This is a genomic window from Methylorubrum sp. Q1 (assembly GCF_004683995.1).
Lineage (GTDB): Bacteria > Pseudomonadota > Alphaproteobacteria > Rhizobiales > Beijerinckiaceae > Methylobacterium.
On sequence record NZ_SRHQ01000025.1, the window covers coordinates 24,158 to 43,949 of the forward strand.

Genomic DNA, 19,792 nt, shown 5'->3' on the forward strand with positions numbered 1-19,792 from the left:
GTGAACTGAGACCATGACCTTTCACAACCCCGCCCACGAAGGCACGCCGCTCGAAACCAAGGCCGAGGGCGACCCGGCCGAGACCGAGACCGAAGGTGCGACCGGCGTCGCCGAGATCGTGACCGACGCGCTCGACAAGATTCGTGAGGAGTTGGTCACGCGGCTGGAGAAGCTGGAGACCAAGGCCGAGGCGACCGACCGCCGTCTCTCCCGTCCCGGCCTCATCACGAGCCCGAGCGAGGCTCCCGGTGCCATCGAGCGCAAGGCGTTCAGCGTCTTCATCCGTCGCGGCGTCGAGAGGCTGTCCGCCGACGAGACCAAGGCCCTCACCGTGTCGGTGGATGCGGACGGCGGCTATCTCGCACCCGTCGAGATTTCCAGCGAGCTTCTGAAGCTCACCACCGAGTTCTCTCCGATCCGTCAGTATGCCCGCGTCGTCACGACCGGCTCGCAGGCGACCAAGTATCCGCGCCGCGTCTCCGGCGTCACCGCGACGTGGACGGACGAGACCGCCGAGCGCACGCAGGACGAGCCGACCTATGAGCAGGTCACGCTCACGCCCTACGAGCTGGCGCTCTCGATTCCGTTCTCGCGGCAGCTTCTCGAAGACAACGCCTACAACCTCGAAGGCGAACTGGCTCTGGAGTTCGCCGAGGCGTTCGGCAAGGCCGAGGGCACCGCATTCGTGAACGGCACCGGCATCGGTCAGCCGAAGGGCCTGCTCAAGGTCGCGGGCATCGCCGAGTTCAAGACGGGCGCCGCCTCCGGCTTCCCGGCCGCGAACCCGGCCGACGTGATCGTGAACATGTTCCACGCGCTGCCGACCATCCACGCCCAGAACGGCGTGTGGCTGGCGAACCGCAAGACGCTCGGCATGATGCGGACGTGGAAGGACGGCAACGGGCGCTACCTGCTCGCCGACCCGATCACCGCCGACGCGCCGACGACCCTCTACGGCCGCCCTGTCGTGGAAGCGGTGGACATGCCCGACGTGGCCGCCGGCTCCACGCCGCTCGTGTTCGGCGACCTGTCCGGCTACCGGATCGTGGACCGCATCCAGCCGACCTTCCTGCGCGACCCGTTCACGCTCGCCGGCCGGGGCCTCATCCGCATCGTCGGTCACAAGCGCGTCGGCGCGGATGTCACCCATCCCGACCGCTTCCTGAAGCTCAAGGTCGCGGCCTGACCGATGCAGCTCGCGGCTGACAACGTAATCGAGTTCGGCCGGGTGCGCATGTCGCTCCGGCCGACCCTCTGGGCCGCGATCCGCCTCGACAGGGCGCACGGGCTCCAGGGCCTCGTGCGCGGCATCACGGACGGTTCGCTGTCCGTGATGTCCGACATCCTCCGGGAGAGCGCTGACCCATCCGAGTTCGACCCGAACCTCTTGTTTGAGATCGGGCCGGACGGGCTCGGCACCACCCTTGGGCAGTTGCAGGGACCGATGCTCCGGCACGTCTTCGCCCTCTATGGGATCGACCCCGATCATCGCCCGGCAACGCCCAAGGTGCCTACGAAGGCGAAGCTGAGCGATCCCTTCGCCGAGCTGTTCTCCATCGCGACGGGCGTGCTGGGATGGTCCCCGGAGACCGCCTACGCCGCGAGCCCGGCCGAGATCATCGAAGCCAACCGTGGCCGCACGCGCTTCGTCAACGATCTGCTCCGCACGATCTTCGGCGGCAAGCCGGACGTAGAGCCAGAATCTCAGCTCGACGCCGAGCTGGATCGCGCGGGCCTCGCTGCTCTGAAGGCGATGACCGCCTGATGCCGTCCCGCGCGCCCTCTCGCTGCCCGTGCGGCGTCATCTCTCCGGCCGGGACGCTCTGTCCCTGCCGTGCCCGTCAGCGGCAGGCGTCCAAGGCTATCGCCGACACTCGCCGCCCGAACGCCGCCGCCCGTGGATACGGCAGCAAGTGGGCGGGTGCCCGCAAGGATTTCCTCGCGGCCAATCCCCGGTGCGCCCGGTGCGGCAGGCTCGCAACCATTGTCCACCACATCCAGCCGCACCGGTTCGCGCAGGCCCGCACCGAGGATGAGCGCCGCGCCGCCCTCAAGAGGTTCTGGGACCGTAAGAACTGGCTTCCCGTCTGCCAGCCCTGCCATGACGGACCCATTCAACGACAGGAGAGAAACAATGGCGAGGCGTAAGAACTATAACCCTAAGCTCATCACGCACGATGGTCTCACGATGACGGCCCTCGAATGGGCCGAGCACATCGGGATTAGCCGTTCTCGCCTCTACAATCGGCTGAAGGCGTGGCCGCTCGCCGAAGCATTATCTCGCGACAAACAGACAGGCCACAATAGACTGAATGGCCCGCGCATTCCCGTGTCCGCTCACTAGGGGAGGGGCAGGTCGAATACTTTGGAAAACCGCTGAATACCGGACCTGCTTCCTCCCGCCCGAACAAACCGAAATTGGAAACTTTTTCCAGACCGCAGATCGAAACGAAGATGACGACGCTCGAAGCTTTCAAGATTCACATGAACATCACCGACGACGCGGATGACGCGATCCTCGCGCAGAAGCTCGACGTGGCGAGCGCGTGGGTTGGGCGCATCGTCGGCGGCCCGATCACCGCGAACGATCCGGCTCCGATCCACGAGGCGGCTCGGATGCTCGCCGCGCATCTCTATGAGAGCCGCGAGGCCACGCTTGTCGGCATCACGGCGCAGGAGCTTCCGTTCGGCGTGATGGACATGCTCGGTCCTTATCGGGCGTGGTAGCCATGTCGCCTTCTTTCGCCCTTCAGGTTCTCATCCACGAGCGTCTGTCCGCCGCCCCGGCCGTGACCGCGCTCGTGCCCGCTCGCGACATCACCGACCGTCACGGGCGTCCGGCCCGCTTCCCGTCGATCACCTTCGGCGAGGGCCGGGAGTATCCCCTGGGTGGCGTGAAGCGCGACAGCGCGCGCGTGTCGTTCGATCTCCATGTCTGGACCGATACGCCCGGCACCCGCGACGCGAAGCTCATCGTGGACGCCGCACGCCGCGCGCTCCGTGACGCCCCGTGGGAGGCGGACGGTCATGCCGTGCTGGATCTCCGGTTCGAGGGCGCCCGCTACCTGCCCGATCCCGGGGCGACCGACATCACGCATGGCGTGCTGACGCTCGACGCCTTCATGATCGAGCTGGAGGACGCCTGATGCGCGCCGGCCGCCTGAAGCACGTCATCGCCATCACGCGCCGCGTCGAGACCATCGGCGAGGGCGGCATCGCATCGGACACCTTCACGCCGATTGCGCGCCTCCGCGCCGAGATCATGTCTCGCGACGCCCGCGCCTTCATCGCCGAGGCCGGGGAGCAGACAGAGGCCGCCGTCGTCTTCCGCGTCCGTTTCCGGCCTGGGATCGAGCCCGGCGACTTCGTGACCATGGACGAACGCGATTTCACCATCTCCGAGCTGAAGGAGATCGTCGCCCGGCGCGTGCTGGAGCTTCGTTGCACGGGGGATCGGGCATGAAGGGTCGCAAGCCCGGCACGATCACGGCCGGCGCCGATGCGCTTCAGCGTGTGCCGTCGCCGCCGTCGAGCCTCACCGGCACGGCCCGGAAGGAGTGGAAGCTCGCGGCCCGCATCCTCGTGGCGCGTCGGCACCTGACCACCGCCGATCTCGGCGCGCTGGAAAGCTACTGCGTGGCTATCGGGATGCGCGACGACGCCCGGCAGACGCTCAAGGCCTTTGGCGGCATGACCTACACGGCCGGCGCCCTCATTAAGCAGCATCCCGCAGTCGGCATCCTGAAGAGCGCGCTCGATGCCTGCGCCCGCTTCGGCGCCGAACTCGGCCTGTCCCCTGTTTCGCGGTCCCGCGTGACCACCCTGGAATCCGATGCCGACGACCTTTCCCACCTGGATTGATGACGCCTCGCCGATCCCCGATCCGCTCGGCTACGGCGCACGCAACATCAACTTCCTGCGTAAACTGAAGCACCCGAAGTCCGACCTACCCGGCCGCGCCTTCCAGCTCGACCCGTGGATGGAGCGCATCATCATGCGCATCTATGGTCCCCGGCACCTGACCGACGATCCCGCGAACCAGATTCGGCGCGGCGACCGCATCGTCACCAATGCCTTCATCATGATCCCGCGTGGGAATCGGAAGACCTCGCTGGGCGCCGCGCTCACGCTCTTGCATACCATCGGCCCGGAGCGCCGGCCGCACGGACAGGTGATCTGCGCGGCAGCGGACCAGAAGCAGGCGCGCATCGCCCTGGACGAAGCGGCCAACATCCTGCGCGCAGACCGGCCTCTTGAGCGCACGGTGAAGATCGAGCCGCACAAGAACCGCATCACGAACATCCGGCGCGACGGGCGCGGCGGAACGTGGATCGAGGCCATCAGCGCGGACGGCGCCACGCAGCACGGGCGCACGCCCGACTTCGTGCTGATGGACGAGCTTCACGCCTGGAAGGGGCGTTCGCTTTGGGAAGCCATGGTCACGGGCCTCGCCAAGGTGCCGGCCTCCCTCCGCATCATCATCACCACGGCCGGACGCGGCACGGACGGCATCGCCGCCGAGCAGTATGAGTATGCTCGCAGCGTGGCGCTCGGCGAGAAGGACGACCCGGCTTGCCTCCCCGTGCTGTTCGAGATGGAGAAGACCGTCGATTGGCGCGATGAGGCCGCGTGGCGCCGCGTGAACCCCGGTCTCATCTACGGCTATCCGGCGCTGGGCGGCCTGCGCCAGCTCGCCCGCGAGGCCGAGACCCGGCCGGCGGATCGGACCTCGTTCAAGCAGCTCCACCTGAATATCTGGACCGAGGGCGCCGCCGATCCCTTCGTGGACCTCGAAGTCTACGATGAGGGGAGGGCACCGCTCGACCTCGAAGCGCTGAAGCGCGAGCCGTGCTGGCTCGCGGTGGACCTCTCATCGAACTTCGACCTAACCGTCATCGTGGCGTGCTGGCGCATCGGTGAAGGCTACATCGTCCACCCGTGGTTCTTTTGCCCGGAAGAGAACCTGGGCGAGCGGCAGAACCGAACAGGCCAGCCCTACGTCGCCTGGAAGGATGCCGGCCTCATCACCGCCACGACCGGCAATGTGGTGGACTTCCGGGCAGTGGAGCAGAAAATCCGCGAGCTGTGCGCCGAGTTCGATGTTCAGCAGATCGCGTTCGACCCCTTCCTTGCCCGGAACAGCCTGAACACACTGGGCGATGAGGGCCTGCCCGTGACCGAGTTCCGGCAGATCATGTCGAACATGATGCCGGCGCTCCACGAGCTTGAGCGCTCCATCACCGGCCGCCGCTTCCAGCACGGGGCGCATCCGATCCTGCGTATGTGTTTCGAGCACGCCGAAGTCGAGACGAACAGCCACGGTCACAGCGTCCGGCTGAAGAAGGGCAAGCGCAAGCTTTCTATCGATGGCGCCGTAGCCGCTGGGATGGCCGTCGCCTGCGCCCAGACGGGCGAGAGCGGCCGGTCAGTCTACGCCGATCCGAACTTCGACCCTGCCAGCTTCCACCTGGGGATTGCCGCATGATCTCGGTGAAGTTCACCGGCCTCGACGTGTTCGCCGCGCTGTCGCGCCCCGAACGCCTGAAGGCGGCGGCTCATCACGCCGTCGCAGAGCAGGCCGAACAGCTCGCCGACGCGATCCGCGAGGCGGCACCGTCCGACAAGGGCGACCTGAAGGAGTCCGTGCGCGTCGAGCCGACCGACGACCCGCTTCGCGTCATCGTGACGGCCGGCGGCACGCCCGGAACCATTGAGACAAACGCGGACGGCGTGCAGTTCGATGAAGCATTGATGAGCGAATATGGCACGTCTCGCAGCGCGGCCCAGCCGTTCTTCTGGCCCACAGTCGAGAACATGCGTGATACAATCAAGGCGAACATTGACGGCGCCATGGAAGGCGCGCTGGAGGAATAGTTGTGGCCGGTCCCCTTGCTGTAAGCGTTGGCGCAGACATCACCGCCTATGAGAAGGCGATGTCACGCGCGGGCGAGATCGCCGCGCGGCAGGCGATGGATATCTCGAAGAACTTCGTCAACGCGGCGGCCAACATCAACACCGCCTTCAGCGGCGCGCGCGGACTGGCAAATCTGCCCGGTCAGTTCAGTGCGGCACGCTCAGCCGCGCTCGGCTTGGCGGCAACCGGCGCCGGCATCGTCGCGGCATTCGCCCTAATGTCTGGGTCGATCAAGCAGGCGAACGAGCAGATCGACCGCTTCGTGAAGATCGGCGAGAACGCCGAGCGGGCGGGCGTTGGCGTCGGCTTCTTCCAGCGCTTCTCCGAGGCCGCGAAGGAAGCCAAGATCGAAGTCGCCGGGATCGAGGCCGCCTTGAAGCGGGCGGGCGATGCCGTCACGCCGAAGTTCGAACAGGTAGACGGCATCCGCGAGCGGATGCGCGACCTGTTTGAGAGCGGCTATCTCGGCAACTACCAGTCGCAGGCGATGGCGAGCTACCGCGCCGCCGGCAACAACGAGGACCGCATCCGTGCCGCCGTTCAGGCGATGCGCGAGCTGCGCAACCTCGGTGAAGGCTTGGCCGCCATCGATCTTGCCGAACGGCTGTTCGGCGCGGATGTCGCCGAGCGCATCCGTTCCGGGCGGCTGGAGATCGAGTCCATCATCGACAGCCTGAACCGGCAGCGCGACGACCTCGTGAAGCAGGAAGAGGTTGATCGGGCCGCCGAGTTCAAGGAACGCCTCGCGGAGGCGTATGCGACGATTGACGAGGCGCTGCACGTCTCCCTCGCCCTGGCTGAAGCCGGCCGAGCCATCAACGACATCTGGCTCAGCATCGCGGAAGCCACGGCCAAGGCATCCACGGTTGCCGGCAGCTACCTCGACAAGATGCTCGCAGCGGCGAAGGCCGCACGCGACGCCCAGCCGCCGTCCGCGCTCCAGTCGCCGCTGGCGAACAAGGTGCCGAGCGAGGGGCGCGGCAACATCGCGGCCGATCTCGGCGCGGATGCGGGGCGGGGCGCACGGGGCCGGACGATCTATGACAGCCCGGCCGGGCCGGCACCCGCGAAGGGCTTCATCGAAAACGTGCCGCTGCCGCCGCGCCGGCCGCTCGACATGGTGCTCGCGGAACGTGCCGCCGTTGCCAGCCCGGCGAAGTCCGGCGGCGGTAGCGGCAGTTCGGCGAGCGAGCTGGACGAGATCGAGCGCTTCATCAACACGCTCGACAAGAGCACCGTCAGCCTGAAGGCGCAGGTGGACGCCTTCCACCTGTCGAACTCAGAGCAGGCCGTCGCGCTCCAGCTCGCCCGTGCGCATGAGTTGGCGAAGCAGAACAATAAGACGCTTACCGAGGAGGAGACCCGTCGCATCCGCGAGGCGGCCACGGCGGCATCGGACTACAAGGATAAGCTCGCCAACCTCCAGCAGCAGCAGAACCAGACGGCCGAGCTGGCGCGGACGCTCGGCAATGCCCTGTCCGATTCGTTCGCCGACGCCATCCTCGAAGGCGAGAGCCTGAGCGACGTGCTCAGCAACTTGGCGAAGCAGATTGCCCGGATGGCGCTTCAGGCCGCCTTCACCGGACAGGGACCGCTCGCCGGCCTGTTCGGGATGGCTCCAGCCGCAAGCGAGGGATCGAGCGCAGTCGGCGGCATCGTCGGGATGCTGATGAAGGGCTTCGCGGGCGGCTTCGCCGAAGGCGGCGTTATCCAGGGGCCGGGCACCGGCACGTCCGACAGCATCCTCGCGGCGGTCTCCACGGGCGAGTTCGTCGTGAACGCCGCCTCGACGGCGCAGTTTCGGCCGTGGCTGGAGGCCATCAACGCGGGCAAGCTCCCGGCCTTCGCGGAAGGCGGCATCGTCGGCTCCGGCGTGGCGATGCCGAAGGGCGCCAGCTCGCCGGGCGGGTCTCAGGTCTTCACCATCGCGCCGGCCATCACGGTCAATGCGAACGGTGGAAATCCTGCTCAGAATGCCGATTTGGCCGCTCAGACTGCGAAGGCGGCAGAGGGCGCGATTCGCGCGATCATCGTTGATGAGATTATGACACAGCGTAGGCCCGGCAACATGCTGGGCACGTAAGACACTAAGTCTACGTGCCCCACACTACAAGCTTAAACGCCTTTATCACTTGAGGCATCTTGAATAATATTGTAGTTGAGATTGGAAACAATAAAACTAGAAATAGATAACTATATAACAATGTGAGTATGAATTTGATTTGCATCTTGATTGCCAACACATCATGGCGCTTATTGTGATGCAGAGACTTTTTCTTTCCGCTGAATATGAAAATTAGGTTTCTTAGCGATTCGATACGACTAGCGGGAGGCTGTATACCAATAAATACAAGCTGGCTTATGACATAAAATGAATAAACAACTGTCGCGAAATAAAATAGCCCAGGTATTTGAGCTGCGTTTTGTAAATCTATTTCTACGGATGAAACTGTTATCTTGCTGGGTCGAACTTGAAGCGCCTCTGTAATGAGAGCAATGAAAAAAAGTATCCAAATCTTTCTAACACGTCTTTGAATAGCATCATTTGCCTTTTCTGCCGATTCCTTGTCAGAATATCTCTTCCTAATCACTTTATTCTCCGAAAATTCGGGAATCGCCTTACGAATTTATCTTAAGCTGCTTGCCAGCAATAGGCTAGGACTGATAGCCGTGCAAAAGGAGACGCCACCCTTCATGTTTCCATATTGTTCCTCATAGGCGGTTAGGGTATACCCTTCACGAATCCCGTTTCGTGAGGCCATCCATCGTGTCCGCTGCCACTACCCTCGTTAAGCTCCCCGTCGCCCGCGCGCTCCAGCTCAAGTCGATTGCCGACGCGCGCGAATGCACCATCTGCGAAGCCGTCGAGCATCTGCTCCGTGAAGAGGTTAGGGCGGGACGCCTTGCCGACGTGCTCCCCGGTTTCGAAGTCAGCACCATTGGCGGAAGCGTCCGCTTCGGGATCGGCGAGGTTGACCTTCCCCCGATGCACCCGGCTCACGCCCGTGTCGTCGCCAGCCTCTTCCAGCACGCTGCGAGCGGCATGCCTGCCGGCAGGGGCAACGCCCTGACGCTTGGGGACGATGCTCCCTATCAGCTCACCGTAGGCCGCAAGGGGCGCGGCATCGTCGGTCGCGTTTCATGCGAGGCGCTGAAGATCAGCCATTCCTTCAGCATGACTACCGGCATGGCTCGCGATCTCTCGCGGCAGATCGGCAAGGCGGCTGCCAGGGCGCAGCTCGCATAAAAAAGACCGCCCGATGGCACGGGCGGTCTTTTGGAGAACGAGAAATGACAACCGCTACTAACGACGTCACAAAGGATATTTAGGCCAATGCCGCTTGCGGCGCAATATATAGACACGCGAAATCTCAAGTTTCCTTGTGAGATGGGATGCTCAGCGCCCATCGTTAACTTCGCTAGTGTTCGCCCGCGCTTACCTGACCCCTACGGCTTGAGCGCGCTTCTGCGCGATCTGCGCGAGGAGCTTCCGGCCGACCCGGAACTCGACGCCCTGCTTGATAGCCTGGACGACGCGATCCCATCGGATGAGCCCGTGATGGTGCGCGGCCGTCCGCTCGACTGGCTCGACGCCGGCCCCGATGATGAGCCTGCACCCGCCCCGGCGAACGACAACAGCGCGCCGCCGACCGATCCCTTATCGCACGATTTGGTCACGCCGAAGCCGCGCGGGCGCCTGCGAAAGTCAGTGAGCCGCGACCGAAAAGACGCCGCCGCACGAAGGGCTTATCGACGCGCGCAGCATGGCCCGAACGCCTACCCTGCCGCTTCCCCTTCAGCAGAACACCTAATCCCTCCTACAAGCCCTAACCACTCTACCACCGCATCCACGCCTTCCCCGTCAGAGAACGCTACGAAGAAGCCCAAGGGGACGAAGAAGCGCGGGCGACCGAAGATCTCACGGGCGCGATACGTGGCGAGCTGGGACGAAGCGGGCGACCTTGGACGGCTCGCCTACGTCAACGACGCCATCACGCTTCGGGGCGAGCGCTACGCCTTCACGCTCAATCTCGCGCCGGAGACCATCCAGACCGCGAACGACAACGCGCGCGGTCCCCTGGACGACTACTGGCGCACCATCGGCCGGCATCTGGATCGCGCCTTGCCGGACTGCGACCTGCCGCGCTGGATCGTGCTGGAGACGACGGATGAGGGCCGGCAGCACCTTCACGGTGCGATCACCATCACCGACGCCGCGCTGCTTCCGGCGATCTACGAGGCGCTTGTGAAGGCGGGAGGGCTCTGGATTGGTCCCGGCCGGGAATACCAGCTCGACCTTGAGCCGCAGCGGCACCCGGACGCCTGGGCGTCCTATCCGTTCAAGCGAGAGGCCCGCACGCGACAGCATGTCCGCGAGGCGTCGGGGCTGGAGGAAGACGCTCCGGTGCGCCTCGCGTGCTGGTCACGGTCCCTTGTAGCGGATGCGAAGCGCTTGCTGGCGGAAGAGCGGAAGGCGATTGGCAGAAGATAAGTCAGCACTGACTTAGCCATTACTTGTCGTTCACGAAATTCATATTGACGATAGCAGGTGGATTCGTCATTAAACCGCTGTCCGGCGAAGCAGTCGCATGAAGCGAACAGTCGGGCTGTCGGGGTTTTACCATGCACTTGCGAGTGACTGAGGCTGGCGACCTTCACGCCGACCTATGGGCGGGATTCACCATTCACAACCGGCATGTAGACGGCCGGGAAGATGTCAGCGTGGGCGAACACGTTGACTACGGCCTCGCCATCGTCAGCCATTACGGCTTTGAGGATCGCGTCGAGTGGTGGACGGCGCGACCGATCCCAGAAGCCCTGTCGCAACAGCTCGCTTGACGCCCGGCTTGGTAACGGTATACACCGTGACCGTTACCAAGGAGGTAGTCATGGCCTTGTCACCGGCCGAGAAGCAGCGAGCATATCGAGAACGGCAGAAGGAGCGGACCCGCGAGGCTGCGAAGGCAGGCGACGACAAGCTTTCCGCCGTCGTCACGTCGTCCTTCTCGCCGCATTGGTCCGGCGCGGCCGAGCGGCAGGAGGTAGCGTTCCTCAACGAAACTCTCGCCAGCATCGGTCTCAGCCTCGATTTCTCGAAGGACGAAGACCCGGAGTGCGACGACGGTCTCGCGGGCTCTGCCGCGAACCGTGGCTCGCTCGGACGAGCGGAGAGGGCGGTCGCCGCCTTGCTCGACAGCGCGACCGCGCTTGCGGGCATCATCAACCGGTTCAAGCTCGCCGAGATCGAACAGGCCCTCGACCGGATCGCGCAGGCCAACCATCAGGACGCCGAAGCCAAGGCCAAGGCGCTGAAGGAAGCGGTCGCACTGGAGGAGATGAAGAAGTTCCTCCGCAAAGAGGTTCGCCGGTCACTGCCGCCCACCGTCATCACGAGCGGGGACGTCGCGACCGTTTGAACGACGAACGGCGCGACCAATGCCGCGCCGCTCGGAAGCCCATCACGACCTCAACCCACCGGCAGCGCTGCAACGCTGCCGACAGACCTAAAGGATACAGTGTGACCACGAACCCCAACAACCCGTCTCTCGCTGAGCGGGAAGCATCCTATCGCGCGCTTACTGCACGGTGGGTCACTGCGACCAACCTTGCAGAGCAGGCTCTGTGCGACCTGTGCGAACTTCAGGGCGACCTCGAAGCCCTCGACCGCACTCATGGTCGCGACAGCTTACCGCTGCCGTTGAGGGACCATCTCGAAAGGATCGCGGATTTCAACACCGATGCGTCGCAGGCCGACCTGTTAACTGCCGAACAGGAGCAGCCTGAAGCCTACTTCCTCGAAGACGGAAGCGAACCCGCATGAACGCCTTCCGCGAATCAGAGTGACTCGCATCGCCCCAGCAGCCCATCGCTGGGGCGATTCCATGTCCGGCCGTGGCACCCTGCGAACTGTTACGTCTGGAAGCGATGCGGACGACCCGATATCGGGCTAAGTCGTTGAATTTGCAGGGATTGGAGATGGATGGCTGGGGGACCTGGATTCGAACCAGGACTAGCGGAGTCAGAGTCCGCGGTTCTACCGTTAAACTATCCCCCACCGGAGCCGTCTCCGGCCCCGTCGAGGGAGGCCGGATGCAGGGAGGATCGCGTTGGCCGCCATCCCGCGCTCGGTGCTCGGGTCAGATAGGCTGTGACGAGCGTCGCGTCAACATGGATGCAGGCGTGATCATGTGGGTAAGGCTCGACGGCCACGGTGTCGGAGGCTGCCGGGTCTCGGGCGGTGGCGGTGCCAGCGCGCTCAGAAGCCCCCCCCGCTCAGTTCAGGGAGGGCTGCCGGTGACCGGCCTTCGCCGCGACGAGCGCCTTCTTCGGCGACGGCGCCGCCGTTCGAGGAGACGGGCCCAGCGCCAGCGTCTCGGCGATCACGTAGCGGGCCAGCGCGTCGAAGGTGTAGACCCGTTCGACCAGAGCCTGAGCGGCCGACGTCATCCGATCGACCCCCGCGTCGTCCGTGCGCAGCAGGTGGTCGAGGGCGCGTTCCAGATCCTCTTGCGGGTCGAGATAGAACCCCTCGCGGCCGTGCAGGAAGGGTTCGATGCCCGTCAGCGGGCGGGTATCGAAAATCGGCACGCTGCCCAGCGACGCGACCTCGTAGTGCCGGTAGCAATCCCAGCCGACGCCGCCCGGCGACAGACAGAACCGGCTCCGGGTGATCGCCTCGGCGAAGGCTTCCGGGCTCAGGCGGTGCGTCGGCGCGTGGATGCGCCAGCCGCGGGCCGCCAATCGCGGCAGGACGCCGCCGACGGCCTCGCGGAAGGCGATCCCCTGCGCCGAGCCGGCGTAGAACAGATCGTAGCTGCGCGCGGAGGCCGGGATCGGGGCTTTCAGCGCCGACGCCTCGATCCCGAGGGCGAAGGGGCGCAGCTTGGCCCGCAGGGCGAGGCAGGCGGGATCCTGGCGGGCATGGCCGGCGCAGGCCCCGCGGGGCAGCACCGTTTCGAGGGTGTTCCACGGATTGGCGGCCAACTCGCGCTTGAAGAACAGGTCGCAACGCCGGAGGAAGGCGCGGTCGCGCGGGTGGATCGTGAGATGGTCGGTCACGTCGAGGACCGCGAGCCGGACGCGGGGGCCGCGGGCGGCGAACAGGACGAGCCCGCGGAAGGCGAGCCCGATCAGGCTCAGGGCTGCATGGACGGGGTAGGCGTGCCCGGCGCTGTTGACCGGGCCGACACAACGGGCGACGACGATGTCGTAGTCCTGGACGAGGCAGGCCCGGCCGATGCCGGCCACCCGCTGCGCCAGCTTCACCAGGCGCAGCGGCAAGCTGCCGGAACGCGGCGCGCGGGTCCGCACGTCGGCCCAGCGCAGACGCGTGTCGAGGAAGGTCGTGCGCTCGGGGAAGGCGGCGGTCACGAGCGGCATCAGCCCGAATTCGAGAATCCGCGGAGGGCCGGGGAGGCCATCCGACGCCGCTAGGCGGGCGCAGTCGATCAGCGTCTCCATGGCGATTCCCTGGGCGGCTCCATGGCGGCTTCGGGGTCGGCATTGCGGCGCCCGCCCCGCGCCGGGACCGTGCCACCGGATCCGCGCGAACCGAGCGGCCTCCACCTCATGACGCCCGGGCGATGTCCGAGCCGGCGCACTCCGTCATAGCGACGGGATCGCGAGGGCATCGCCTCGGACATCAGAAATGGGCGTGGGGCTGAAGCTTCAGCCGGCTGCGTCCGAGATCGAGCTGCTTGCTGACGAGCCAGTCCGGGTTGCGGGCGTTGAAGTAACCCTTCAGCGCGTAGCGCCAGAACAGCTCTTCCGCGCGGGAGGACGGCCCGTGCACCCCCTTCACCTGGGCGACCTCGCCCAGCGCCCGGGCCTTGTGAGCGAGGTTGGCGCTGTTGTTCTGCCCCGTGCGGCGGAAGCAGGCGACCGGCCGGCCGACGCGGGCATAGGGCTCCTGCGCCAGGGCACGGCAGAACATCTCGTAGTCGCCGCAATCCCTGAACGCGTAGTTGAACCCGCCGAGTTCGGCGTAGAAGTCCCGCGCGATATAGGTCGCCATGTGCATGACCGGGTTCCACCCGAGGCACACGAGCATGCGCGGCGTCATCCAGTTGGGTGGGGCGGCCAACCCGCCCAGGCCCCGGCCGCGCCCGTCGATCCAGCGGATCCCGCCGACGACCCAGCGCCGATGACTGCCCTTGTAGGCCTCGACCACGGCCTCCAGGCCGCCTTCGAGCAGCACGTCGTCGGCGCCCAGGAAGCCGAGCAGCTCGCCCGAGGCAGCGAAGGACCCCTTGTTGATCGCGTCGAAGATGCCGCGATCCTTGCCCTGGAGCACGGTGGCGCCAAGGCTTTGCGCCAGTTCGACGGTACCGTCGGTGCTGCCCGCATCGACGATCACGTGCTCGACTTCGATACCGTTGCGGGCGCTGGCCCGCGAGGATTCGATGCATTCACGTAAGTATTCGACACCGTTCAGCGTCGGGGTGACCACGGACACTTTCATGGCCGACTTCCTCGTCTTTTGGCTGGCGATCGCGTTCGGGATCACGCGCGTCGGGGAGGGGCGGCGCCGGACCCTCGCGGCGCCGCACGATCGTCAGGCGACGGCCGCCAGGGCGCTGGAGAAGCCGTCACGGCCGGCGACGAGGGGGAGGGCTGGTACGAGGCTGCCGAACCGCTCGGTAGGGGCACAGCCGTTGGTGACGATACCCTTGTTCATCGCCCAGACCGCCGCCTGCGTCCGATTCTTCACCCGGACCTTGCGCAGGATCGCCTTGACGTGAACCTTGACGGTCGCCTCCGCGATATCGAGGTTGCGGGCGATGACCTTGTTGGACTCTCCCAGAGCCAGCCCTTCGAGGATGTTGACCTCCCGGCTCGAGAGGCTGGAGAGCGAGGTGCCGTCTGCCCGCTGCAGGCCGGTCAGGGCGGCGACCGGGCCGGGTGCGCGCACCGGTTCGAAGGCCAGGCACAAACGCCCGAGGAAACTCACCGGCAGCACCGCGCAATCGGCGATCACCACTTCCAGGGTCTTGAGGAGGTCGGCTGGAGAGACGTCCTCGGTCAGATAGGCCGAAGCGCCGAGTTGAAGGCTGCGCAGCATCAGCCCTTCGGTATCGCGCAGCGCGAGCGCCACGATCTTGACCTCGGGCAGCGCCTCGGCGACCTGCCCGACAATGCCCGCGGCCTCCTCATCGATGACGACGAGCGCCAGATGCGCCGCCTTGAGGCCGGACAGGTGAAGCGCCGGGCTGGCCGCGACCTGCCGCACCATGAAGCGGGTGCCGGAGAGAAGCGCAATCAAACTTTCCCGGACCATGCGGTTGTCACTGACAATGAGCGTATCGATGTGTTCCATCGGAGCTACTCCCCTGATCTCCTGAAAACCTCCCGCGCCGGATCACCCTGACCGTCAGATTCTGTTCCGACCGTTCAAACGCACTTATTGTGCGTCGCAGAATGGTTAGGCACAAATTAACTAGACCGAATGGGAGGTGTCCTGTCATGTCGGAAAAAACTTGGACATCTCAACAAGGCGTATCCAGTTCGTACTAGGCTTTTCCCTTGAGAATGGTCGGCGCGAGCAGCGCAGCCTCGGTTCGATTTCTGACGCCGAGCATCCTGATCACGGCGGAAACGTGAATTTTTACGGTCGCCTCGGCGATACTCAGCGCGATCGCGATCTCTCGATTGGATAACCCCTTGCCGATCAGCGCCAGAACTTCGCGCTGGCGCAGGGTCAACCCGAACGTTCGCACGCTGCGCTCCGGTTGCCGCAGCGCCGCCCCGGCATCCGGCGGCTTCACGGCCAGGATGGCACTGGGGGCGTAGAGCCGGCCGTCGAGGGTGGTTCGGACCGCCTCGAGCATTTCCTCGTGGCGCTGGCGCCGAACGATCAATCCATGAAAGCCGAGGCTCAGGGCATCCTGGAACAGGTCGGCCGAGGCATGGGGGACGACGAGCAGGAGGCGTGCGGTGCCGGCCGCTCGCTTCAGGGCTCCGAGATAGGTCGGATCACCGGCCGGCAGGAGGCGCGATCCGACGATCACGAGGTCCGTCTTCAGCGGCGACCGGAGGCTATTGATCAATTCTGATGAATTGGAAACATCGACGACGATGATACCGCTCAAATTCAATTCCAGACTTCTCCGCAAGGCGATGCGGAAATTTCTTTGGTCATCTGCGATGATGATCCGCAACATAACTGAGAGTTGACTCCTTAGATTGTCGATCATCACTAAGAAAATTGTTATATTTGCAATGAATTCGCTCTGAACGCGTGAATTTATTTACATGCATTAAAAATTACAGTTTTCGATTGCGCCGCAATCATGGCAACGTCAACTCGAAAAAAATTCTGAATTATAGACGAATTTACAGACTCTCCCGCCTCGCAGCAGAGCTTTTCCATTCCAATGCTTAGCATGCAGGCCGCAACCAGCAAGTTTCTCTCAAGAGATTACCCGATATTGGCAAATATTATTTTGAATCACCGATTCTATCGTGAGTTCAATCCAGAAAATCCGCGACGCGACATCAATTGTGAATTGAATACGCCTTTCGAGCTATCAACAATGAGGTATCCGAGAAACACTTTTGTTATATACCGCGCCGCAGCAGAATCATATCGTACAACCTCACGGTCGCCTGGGCAGACTTAATCCGGTGTGTCGATCATAACCCGGATGGATCATGGCAACGGTGGGTAACGGGGGATTCCGGCGATGTCAGTAATCGCGGCGGGTGATGGCGGCTCGATCACGCCGCTGATGTACGAGTGTCGATGCCGAACGTTCTCGACACCTTTATCGCGCCCTCGCCGGCACCACGGAACAACACGCGTGGATGCACGGAGTCGGTGACGTGTCGAGGGGGGCCTCGTCGATGGATCCGTGTGTGGCGACGGCGTCCGGCTCGGAGCCGCTCGGCGCGGAAGCGGCGCGCGTCCTCGATTCGATCGATGACCCCGTCCTGATCGTCGCCCGTTCAGGCCGCATCGCCTACGCCAACGATCCCGCCCGCTGGCTGCTGACGCGGGACGATCCGCCCCGGAACCCTGGGAGCGGCAAAACCTCACGCAACAGCACGTCATCGCCGACCGGCAAGACCTCGCTCATAGGCAGGGTCTCGACGGTGTTTCTGGCCCGGGCCAGGGCGACTCGGACACCGCTTCCCGGTGTGATCGCGATCAAGCGGGGAAGCGGGATACGCCGCTACCGCTGCCACGGCTTCCGCCTGAACCGGGAGGGGATCGACCCCCTGGTCCTCCTGCGGCTCCTGCCGACGCCGGAGATGCGCTTCAGCCTGCAGGCGACCGAGGCGGCGATGCTGCGGCGTGAACTCGCCGCGCGCGAGCGCCATCAGCGCAGCCAGCAGGCGCTGCTGCACGAGCGTGACCTCCTGCTGGCCGACTTGCGCAGCACCGTGCAGGCGCGTCTGCGCGCCGAACGCGACCGGGACGCGGTCCTCGCCCAACTCTACCGAGCGCATCAGGCCGAGCGGGAGCGGCTCGCCCGGGAACTCCACGACGAGGCCGGCCAGCAGCTCGCATGGCTGAAGCTTCAGCTCGACCGCCTGCGGCGCGCGCCCTCGCCGACGCATGTCGAGGCGATGCTGAAGCAGGTCGATGCGATCTCGGCCAGCCTGCGGCAGGTCGTTCGCGAGCTGCGCCCGGTCACCCTGATCGAACTCGGCCTCATCCTCGCCCTGGGCGGCCTCGTGCGCGAATGGTCCGACCAAAGCGCGATCCCCATCGACTTCCAGCTTTCGGGAGCCGCGGTCCGCCTCACGCCGGAGATCGAGGTGACGATCTTTCGGCTGGTGCAGGAAGCTCTCACCAACGTCGTCAAGCACGCGCCGGGCGCGCGCCACGTCTCCGTGACCCTGCAATACGCCAGCACGGGCGTCACCCTGGCGATCGAGGACGACGGGCCCGGGCTCGCCTGCGAGCAGGCGCCCGAGGCGCGGCGGGCGGGGGGCGGCTTCGGCCTTGCGGGCATGCGCGAGCGGCTGACCCTGCTCGGAGGAACTCTCATGATCGAATCGCCTCCCGGCGGTGGGACGACGATTCTGGCGCGATTGCCGCTGACAGGGGGATGATATGCGAACGGCGAAAGAACGGGTCAGGGTCGCCCTGATCGACGACCACCCGATCTTCAGAAGCGGCGTCCGCGGCCTGCTCGGTGAGACGGCCGGCATCGAGGTCGTCGGAGAGGCGAGCGACGGCCGGCACGCCCTGGATCTTGTCGGCAGAACCAAGCCCGACGTCGTCATCATGGATATCACCATGACCGGCATGAGCGGCCTCGCGGTGGCGCGTGCGCTCCGGGAAGTGGGCTCCGCGGTGCACATCGTCTTCCTGACGGTCAACGAAGACCTCGCCTTCGTCGACGAGGCGCTGACCGCGGGGGCCCAGGGCTATGTCCTGAAGCGTTCCGCCGGCACCAGCCTGCTGGAGGCCATCGAAGCGGTCGTGTTGGGCGGCCAGTACGTCGATGCCGAAATGCGCGCGCCGCCAGCGCCGCCCGACCGTACGGAAGCCGGCCCGCCCGCTCCGCATCCCGGCCAGGAGGGCGGCCTCACCGCACGGGAGCGCGAGGTGCTCCGGCTCATCGCCCTCGGCATGACGATGAAGGAGGTCAGTCTCGCCATGTCGATCTCGGCGGCCTCGGTCGACACCTACAAGATCCGCGGCTGCAAGAAGCTCGGCCTCCGGTCGCGCGCCAGCATCGTCCGCTTCGCGCTCGGGCAAGGCTGGCTCGAGACCGAGAACAGGCGATTGTCGTCGGATCGGCCACCGTCACTGATGTGAGTCTTCTCGAGAACCAGCATTTCGATTGAGTGGCGTTGAGACCATTTCATGACCGGCACACCCGATCGTCCTGTGCGTCTCACTCGGCCCGAAGCGGGCAGCCGAAATTCGGCCGGCGACGGAATGCACCCGATGGGTCATTGATCATCGAGATCCTGCTGCTCCGCATGAACGGGGCGGGCGCTTTCCTGCATGGCGCCCACTTGCTTATTGTCAGGGCTATTCTTCTTGCAGGCAGGGCCCATCGGCCCAAGCCGCCTGTTTGATCGAAGGCGATGCATCGCCTCAGCGGACATTCCTCGACGAGCGACACGCATCAGGGTTCAGGCGAAAGGGGCGGCTGAGGCTGGAGCCTTCCGATCATCCCATCCAGCCGAACGGCCCGCGACAAGCCCGCCCCCGTCTCACGGAGCCGGCTCAGCCAAGTTCCTGCTCACCCAAGTTCTGCTCAGCCAAGTTCCTGCGCCGCGCGTTCCAGCGCGCCCAGAAGCGGTTCGATCTGCGCGGCGCTCAGATCGTGGAAGCCGAGGGTGCGGCCCATCACGACGCCGAGCAGCGCGAAGAACAGGGCGGCCCCGACACCGGTCGGCCCCTCAGCAACCTCGAACCGGGCGAGCCGCTCGGCCACGAACGCGCGGTAGCCGGCGAGCGCATCCGGATTCTCGACAGAGGCGAGGAGCAGGGCGCGACTGAACTCGTCCTCCTCACAGTAGCTGCGGCGCAGATGCTCGATCATGCCGAGCGCGAGCCCCGTCGCACCCGGGATCCGCTCGGCCTCGCAGGCGGCGATGCCAGTGCGCAGCTCCTCCAGTTTGCGGCCGACGAGGGCAAGGATCAGCGCATCCTTGGAGGCGTAATGGTGCAGCACGCCGCCCTTGCTGAGGCCCGCCTCGGTCGCCACGGCGTCGATGGTGAGCGCTCGCGCGCCGCCCCGGCGCAGCACCGCGCCTGCCGCGTCGAGAATCACTCCGGCACGGTCGTCGCGCCGGCTGCGCGTCTTCTGCGACATGATCGCCCCCGATCCCCGCCCCTGCACGCGACATCCAGCGTGCCAGACGAAACCACTGCCGTCGCTGATGTTTCGAGAGAAGCCGCGGGCGTCCCCCGAA

At 65.3% G+C, this 19,792-nt stretch carries 20 protein-coding genes and 1 tRNA gene; 15 read left to right on the top strand and 6 right to left on the bottom strand.

The genetic code is table 11. The features are described from left to right. Window positions 1-13: 13 nt before the first annotated feature. From E4V01_RS20615 to E4V01_RS20685, 13 genes are all read left to right on the top strand, one after another. The gene (locus E4V01_RS20615; RefSeq protein WP_135299631.1) at window positions 14-1,186 is read left to right on the top strand and encodes a phage major capsid protein; all 1,173 of its coding nucleotides are present in this window, start codon (window positions 14-16) and stop codon (window positions 1,184-1,186) included. Between the two features lie 147 nt (window positions 1,187-1,333). Further along, window positions 1,334-1,765: a hypothetical protein gene (locus E4V01_RS20620; RefSeq protein WP_153227056.1), complete on the top strand. Its 432-nt coding sequence runs from the start codon at window positions 1,334-1,336 to the stop codon at window positions 1,763-1,765. A gap of 689 nt (window positions 1,766-2,454) precedes the next feature. Further along, window positions 2,455-2,727, top strand: coding sequence for a head-tail connector protein (locus E4V01_RS20630; RefSeq protein ID WP_135299634.1), 273 nt, complete (start codon window positions 2,455-2,457; stop codon window positions 2,725-2,727). Window positions 2,728-2,729: 2 nt separating this feature from the next. Continuing rightward, the gene (locus E4V01_RS20635) at window positions 2,730-3,146 is read left to right on the top strand and encodes a DUF3168 domain-containing protein (RefSeq protein ID WP_135299635.1); all 417 of its coding nucleotides are present in this window, start codon (window positions 2,730-2,732) and stop codon (window positions 3,144-3,146) included. Beyond that, window positions 3,146-3,463: a head-tail adaptor protein gene (locus E4V01_RS20640; RefSeq protein WP_135299636.1), complete on the top strand. Its 318-nt coding sequence runs from the start codon at window positions 3,146-3,148 to the stop codon at window positions 3,461-3,463. The genes E4V01_RS20635 and E4V01_RS20640 overlap by 1 nt, the downstream gene beginning before the upstream one ends. Further along, a complete protein-coding gene (locus E4V01_RS20645) occupies window positions 3,460-3,861 on the top strand; it encodes a phage terminase small subunit P27 family (protein WP_135299637.1) in 402 nt (133 codons plus the stop codon). The genes E4V01_RS20640 and E4V01_RS20645 overlap by 4 nt, the downstream gene beginning before the upstream one ends. Continuing rightward, the gene (locus E4V01_RS20650; RefSeq protein WP_135299638.1) at window positions 3,833-5,485 is read left to right on the top strand and encodes a terminase large subunit; all 1,653 of its coding nucleotides are present in this window, start codon (window positions 3,833-3,835) and stop codon (window positions 5,483-5,485) included. The genes E4V01_RS20645 and E4V01_RS20650 overlap by 29 nt, the downstream gene beginning before the upstream one ends. Beyond that, the gene (locus E4V01_RS20655) at window positions 5,482-5,874 is read left to right on the top strand and encodes an HK97 gp10 family phage protein (RefSeq protein WP_135299639.1); all 393 of its coding nucleotides are present in this window, start codon (window positions 5,482-5,484) and stop codon (window positions 5,872-5,874) included. The genes E4V01_RS20650 and E4V01_RS20655 overlap by 4 nt, the downstream gene beginning before the upstream one ends. 59 nt (window positions 5,875-5,933) lie before the next feature. Further along, on the top strand, window positions 5,934-7,997 hold the full coding sequence (locus E4V01_RS20660) for a hypothetical protein (protein ID WP_135299640.1): 2,064 nt from the start codon (window positions 5,934-5,936) through the stop codon (window positions 7,995-7,997). A 684-nt stretch (window positions 7,998-8,681) separates the two neighbouring features. Then, entirely contained in the window at window positions 8,682-9,161 is a 480-nt protein-coding gene (locus E4V01_RS20665; RefSeq protein ID WP_135299641.1) for a hypothetical protein, read from the top strand. Between the two features lie 207 nt (window positions 9,162-9,368). Next, window positions 9,369-10,406: a hypothetical protein gene (locus E4V01_RS20670; RefSeq protein WP_135299642.1), complete on the top strand. Its 1,038-nt coding sequence runs from the start codon at window positions 9,369-9,371 to the stop codon at window positions 10,404-10,406. A 373-nt stretch (window positions 10,407-10,779) separates the two neighbouring features. Beyond that, a complete protein-coding gene (locus E4V01_RS20680; protein WP_135299644.1) occupies window positions 10,780-11,331 on the top strand; it encodes a hypothetical protein in 552 nt (183 codons plus the stop codon). A gap of 101 nt (window positions 11,332-11,432) precedes the next feature. Further along, window positions 11,433-11,735, top strand: coding sequence for a hypothetical protein (locus E4V01_RS20685; RefSeq protein WP_135299645.1), 303 nt, complete (start codon window positions 11,433-11,435; stop codon window positions 11,733-11,735). 160 nt (window positions 11,736-11,895) lie between these two features. Here the strand turns inward: E4V01_RS20685 and E4V01_RS20690 are convergent. From E4V01_RS20690 to E4V01_RS20710, 5 genes are all read right to left on the bottom strand, one after another. Further along, a tRNA-Gln gene (locus E4V01_RS20690) sits at window positions 11,896-11,969 on the bottom strand. 218 nt (window positions 11,970-12,187) lie between these two features. Continuing rightward, window positions 12,188-13,375, bottom strand: a complete 1,188-nt coding sequence (locus tag E4V01_RS20695; protein ID WP_135299646.1) for a hypothetical protein — start codon at window positions 13,373-13,375, stop codon at window positions 12,188-12,190. A gap of 181 nt (window positions 13,376-13,556) precedes the next feature. Further along, on the bottom strand, window positions 13,557-14,375 hold the full coding sequence (locus tag E4V01_RS20700; RefSeq protein ID WP_003600127.1) for a glycosyltransferase family 2 protein: 819 nt from the start codon (window positions 14,373-14,375) through the stop codon (window positions 13,557-13,559). Between the two features lie 93 nt (window positions 14,376-14,468). Continuing rightward, window positions 14,469-15,230 carry a response regulator transcription factor gene (locus tag E4V01_RS20705; RefSeq protein ID WP_060771560.1) on the bottom strand — a complete coding sequence of 254 codons (762 nt, stop codon included), beginning with the start codon at window positions 15,228-15,230 and terminating at the stop codon, window positions 14,469-14,471. Between the two features lie 193 nt (window positions 15,231-15,423). Continuing rightward, the gene (locus tag E4V01_RS20710) at window positions 15,424-16,074 is read right to left on the bottom strand and encodes a response regulator transcription factor (RefSeq protein ID WP_135299647.1); all 651 of its coding nucleotides are present in this window, start codon (window positions 16,072-16,074) and stop codon (window positions 15,424-15,426) included. 682 nt (window positions 16,075-16,756) lie between these two features. On the opposite strand from E4V01_RS20710, the gene E4V01_RS20715 reads away from it, so the two are divergent. Together E4V01_RS20715 and E4V01_RS20720 are read left to right on the top strand one after the other, a co-directional pair. After that, complete coding sequence (locus tag E4V01_RS20715) at window positions 16,757-17,971, top strand: sensor histidine kinase (RefSeq protein ID WP_135299648.1); 1,215 nt, start codon at window positions 16,757-16,759, stop codon at window positions 17,969-17,971. 1 nt (window position 17,972) lies between these two features. Then, window positions 17,973-18,683: a response regulator transcription factor gene (locus E4V01_RS20720; RefSeq protein WP_060771557.1), complete on the top strand. Its 711-nt coding sequence runs from the start codon at window positions 17,973-17,975 to the stop codon at window positions 18,681-18,683. Between the two features lie 448 nt (window positions 18,684-19,131). Here E4V01_RS20720 and E4V01_RS20725 read toward each other — a convergent pair whose 3' ends face one another. After that, a complete protein-coding gene (locus E4V01_RS20725; RefSeq protein ID WP_135299649.1) occupies window positions 19,132-19,692 on the bottom strand; it encodes a TetR/AcrR family transcriptional regulator in 561 nt (186 codons plus the stop codon). Between the last annotated feature and the right edge of the window lie 100 nt (window positions 19,693-19,792).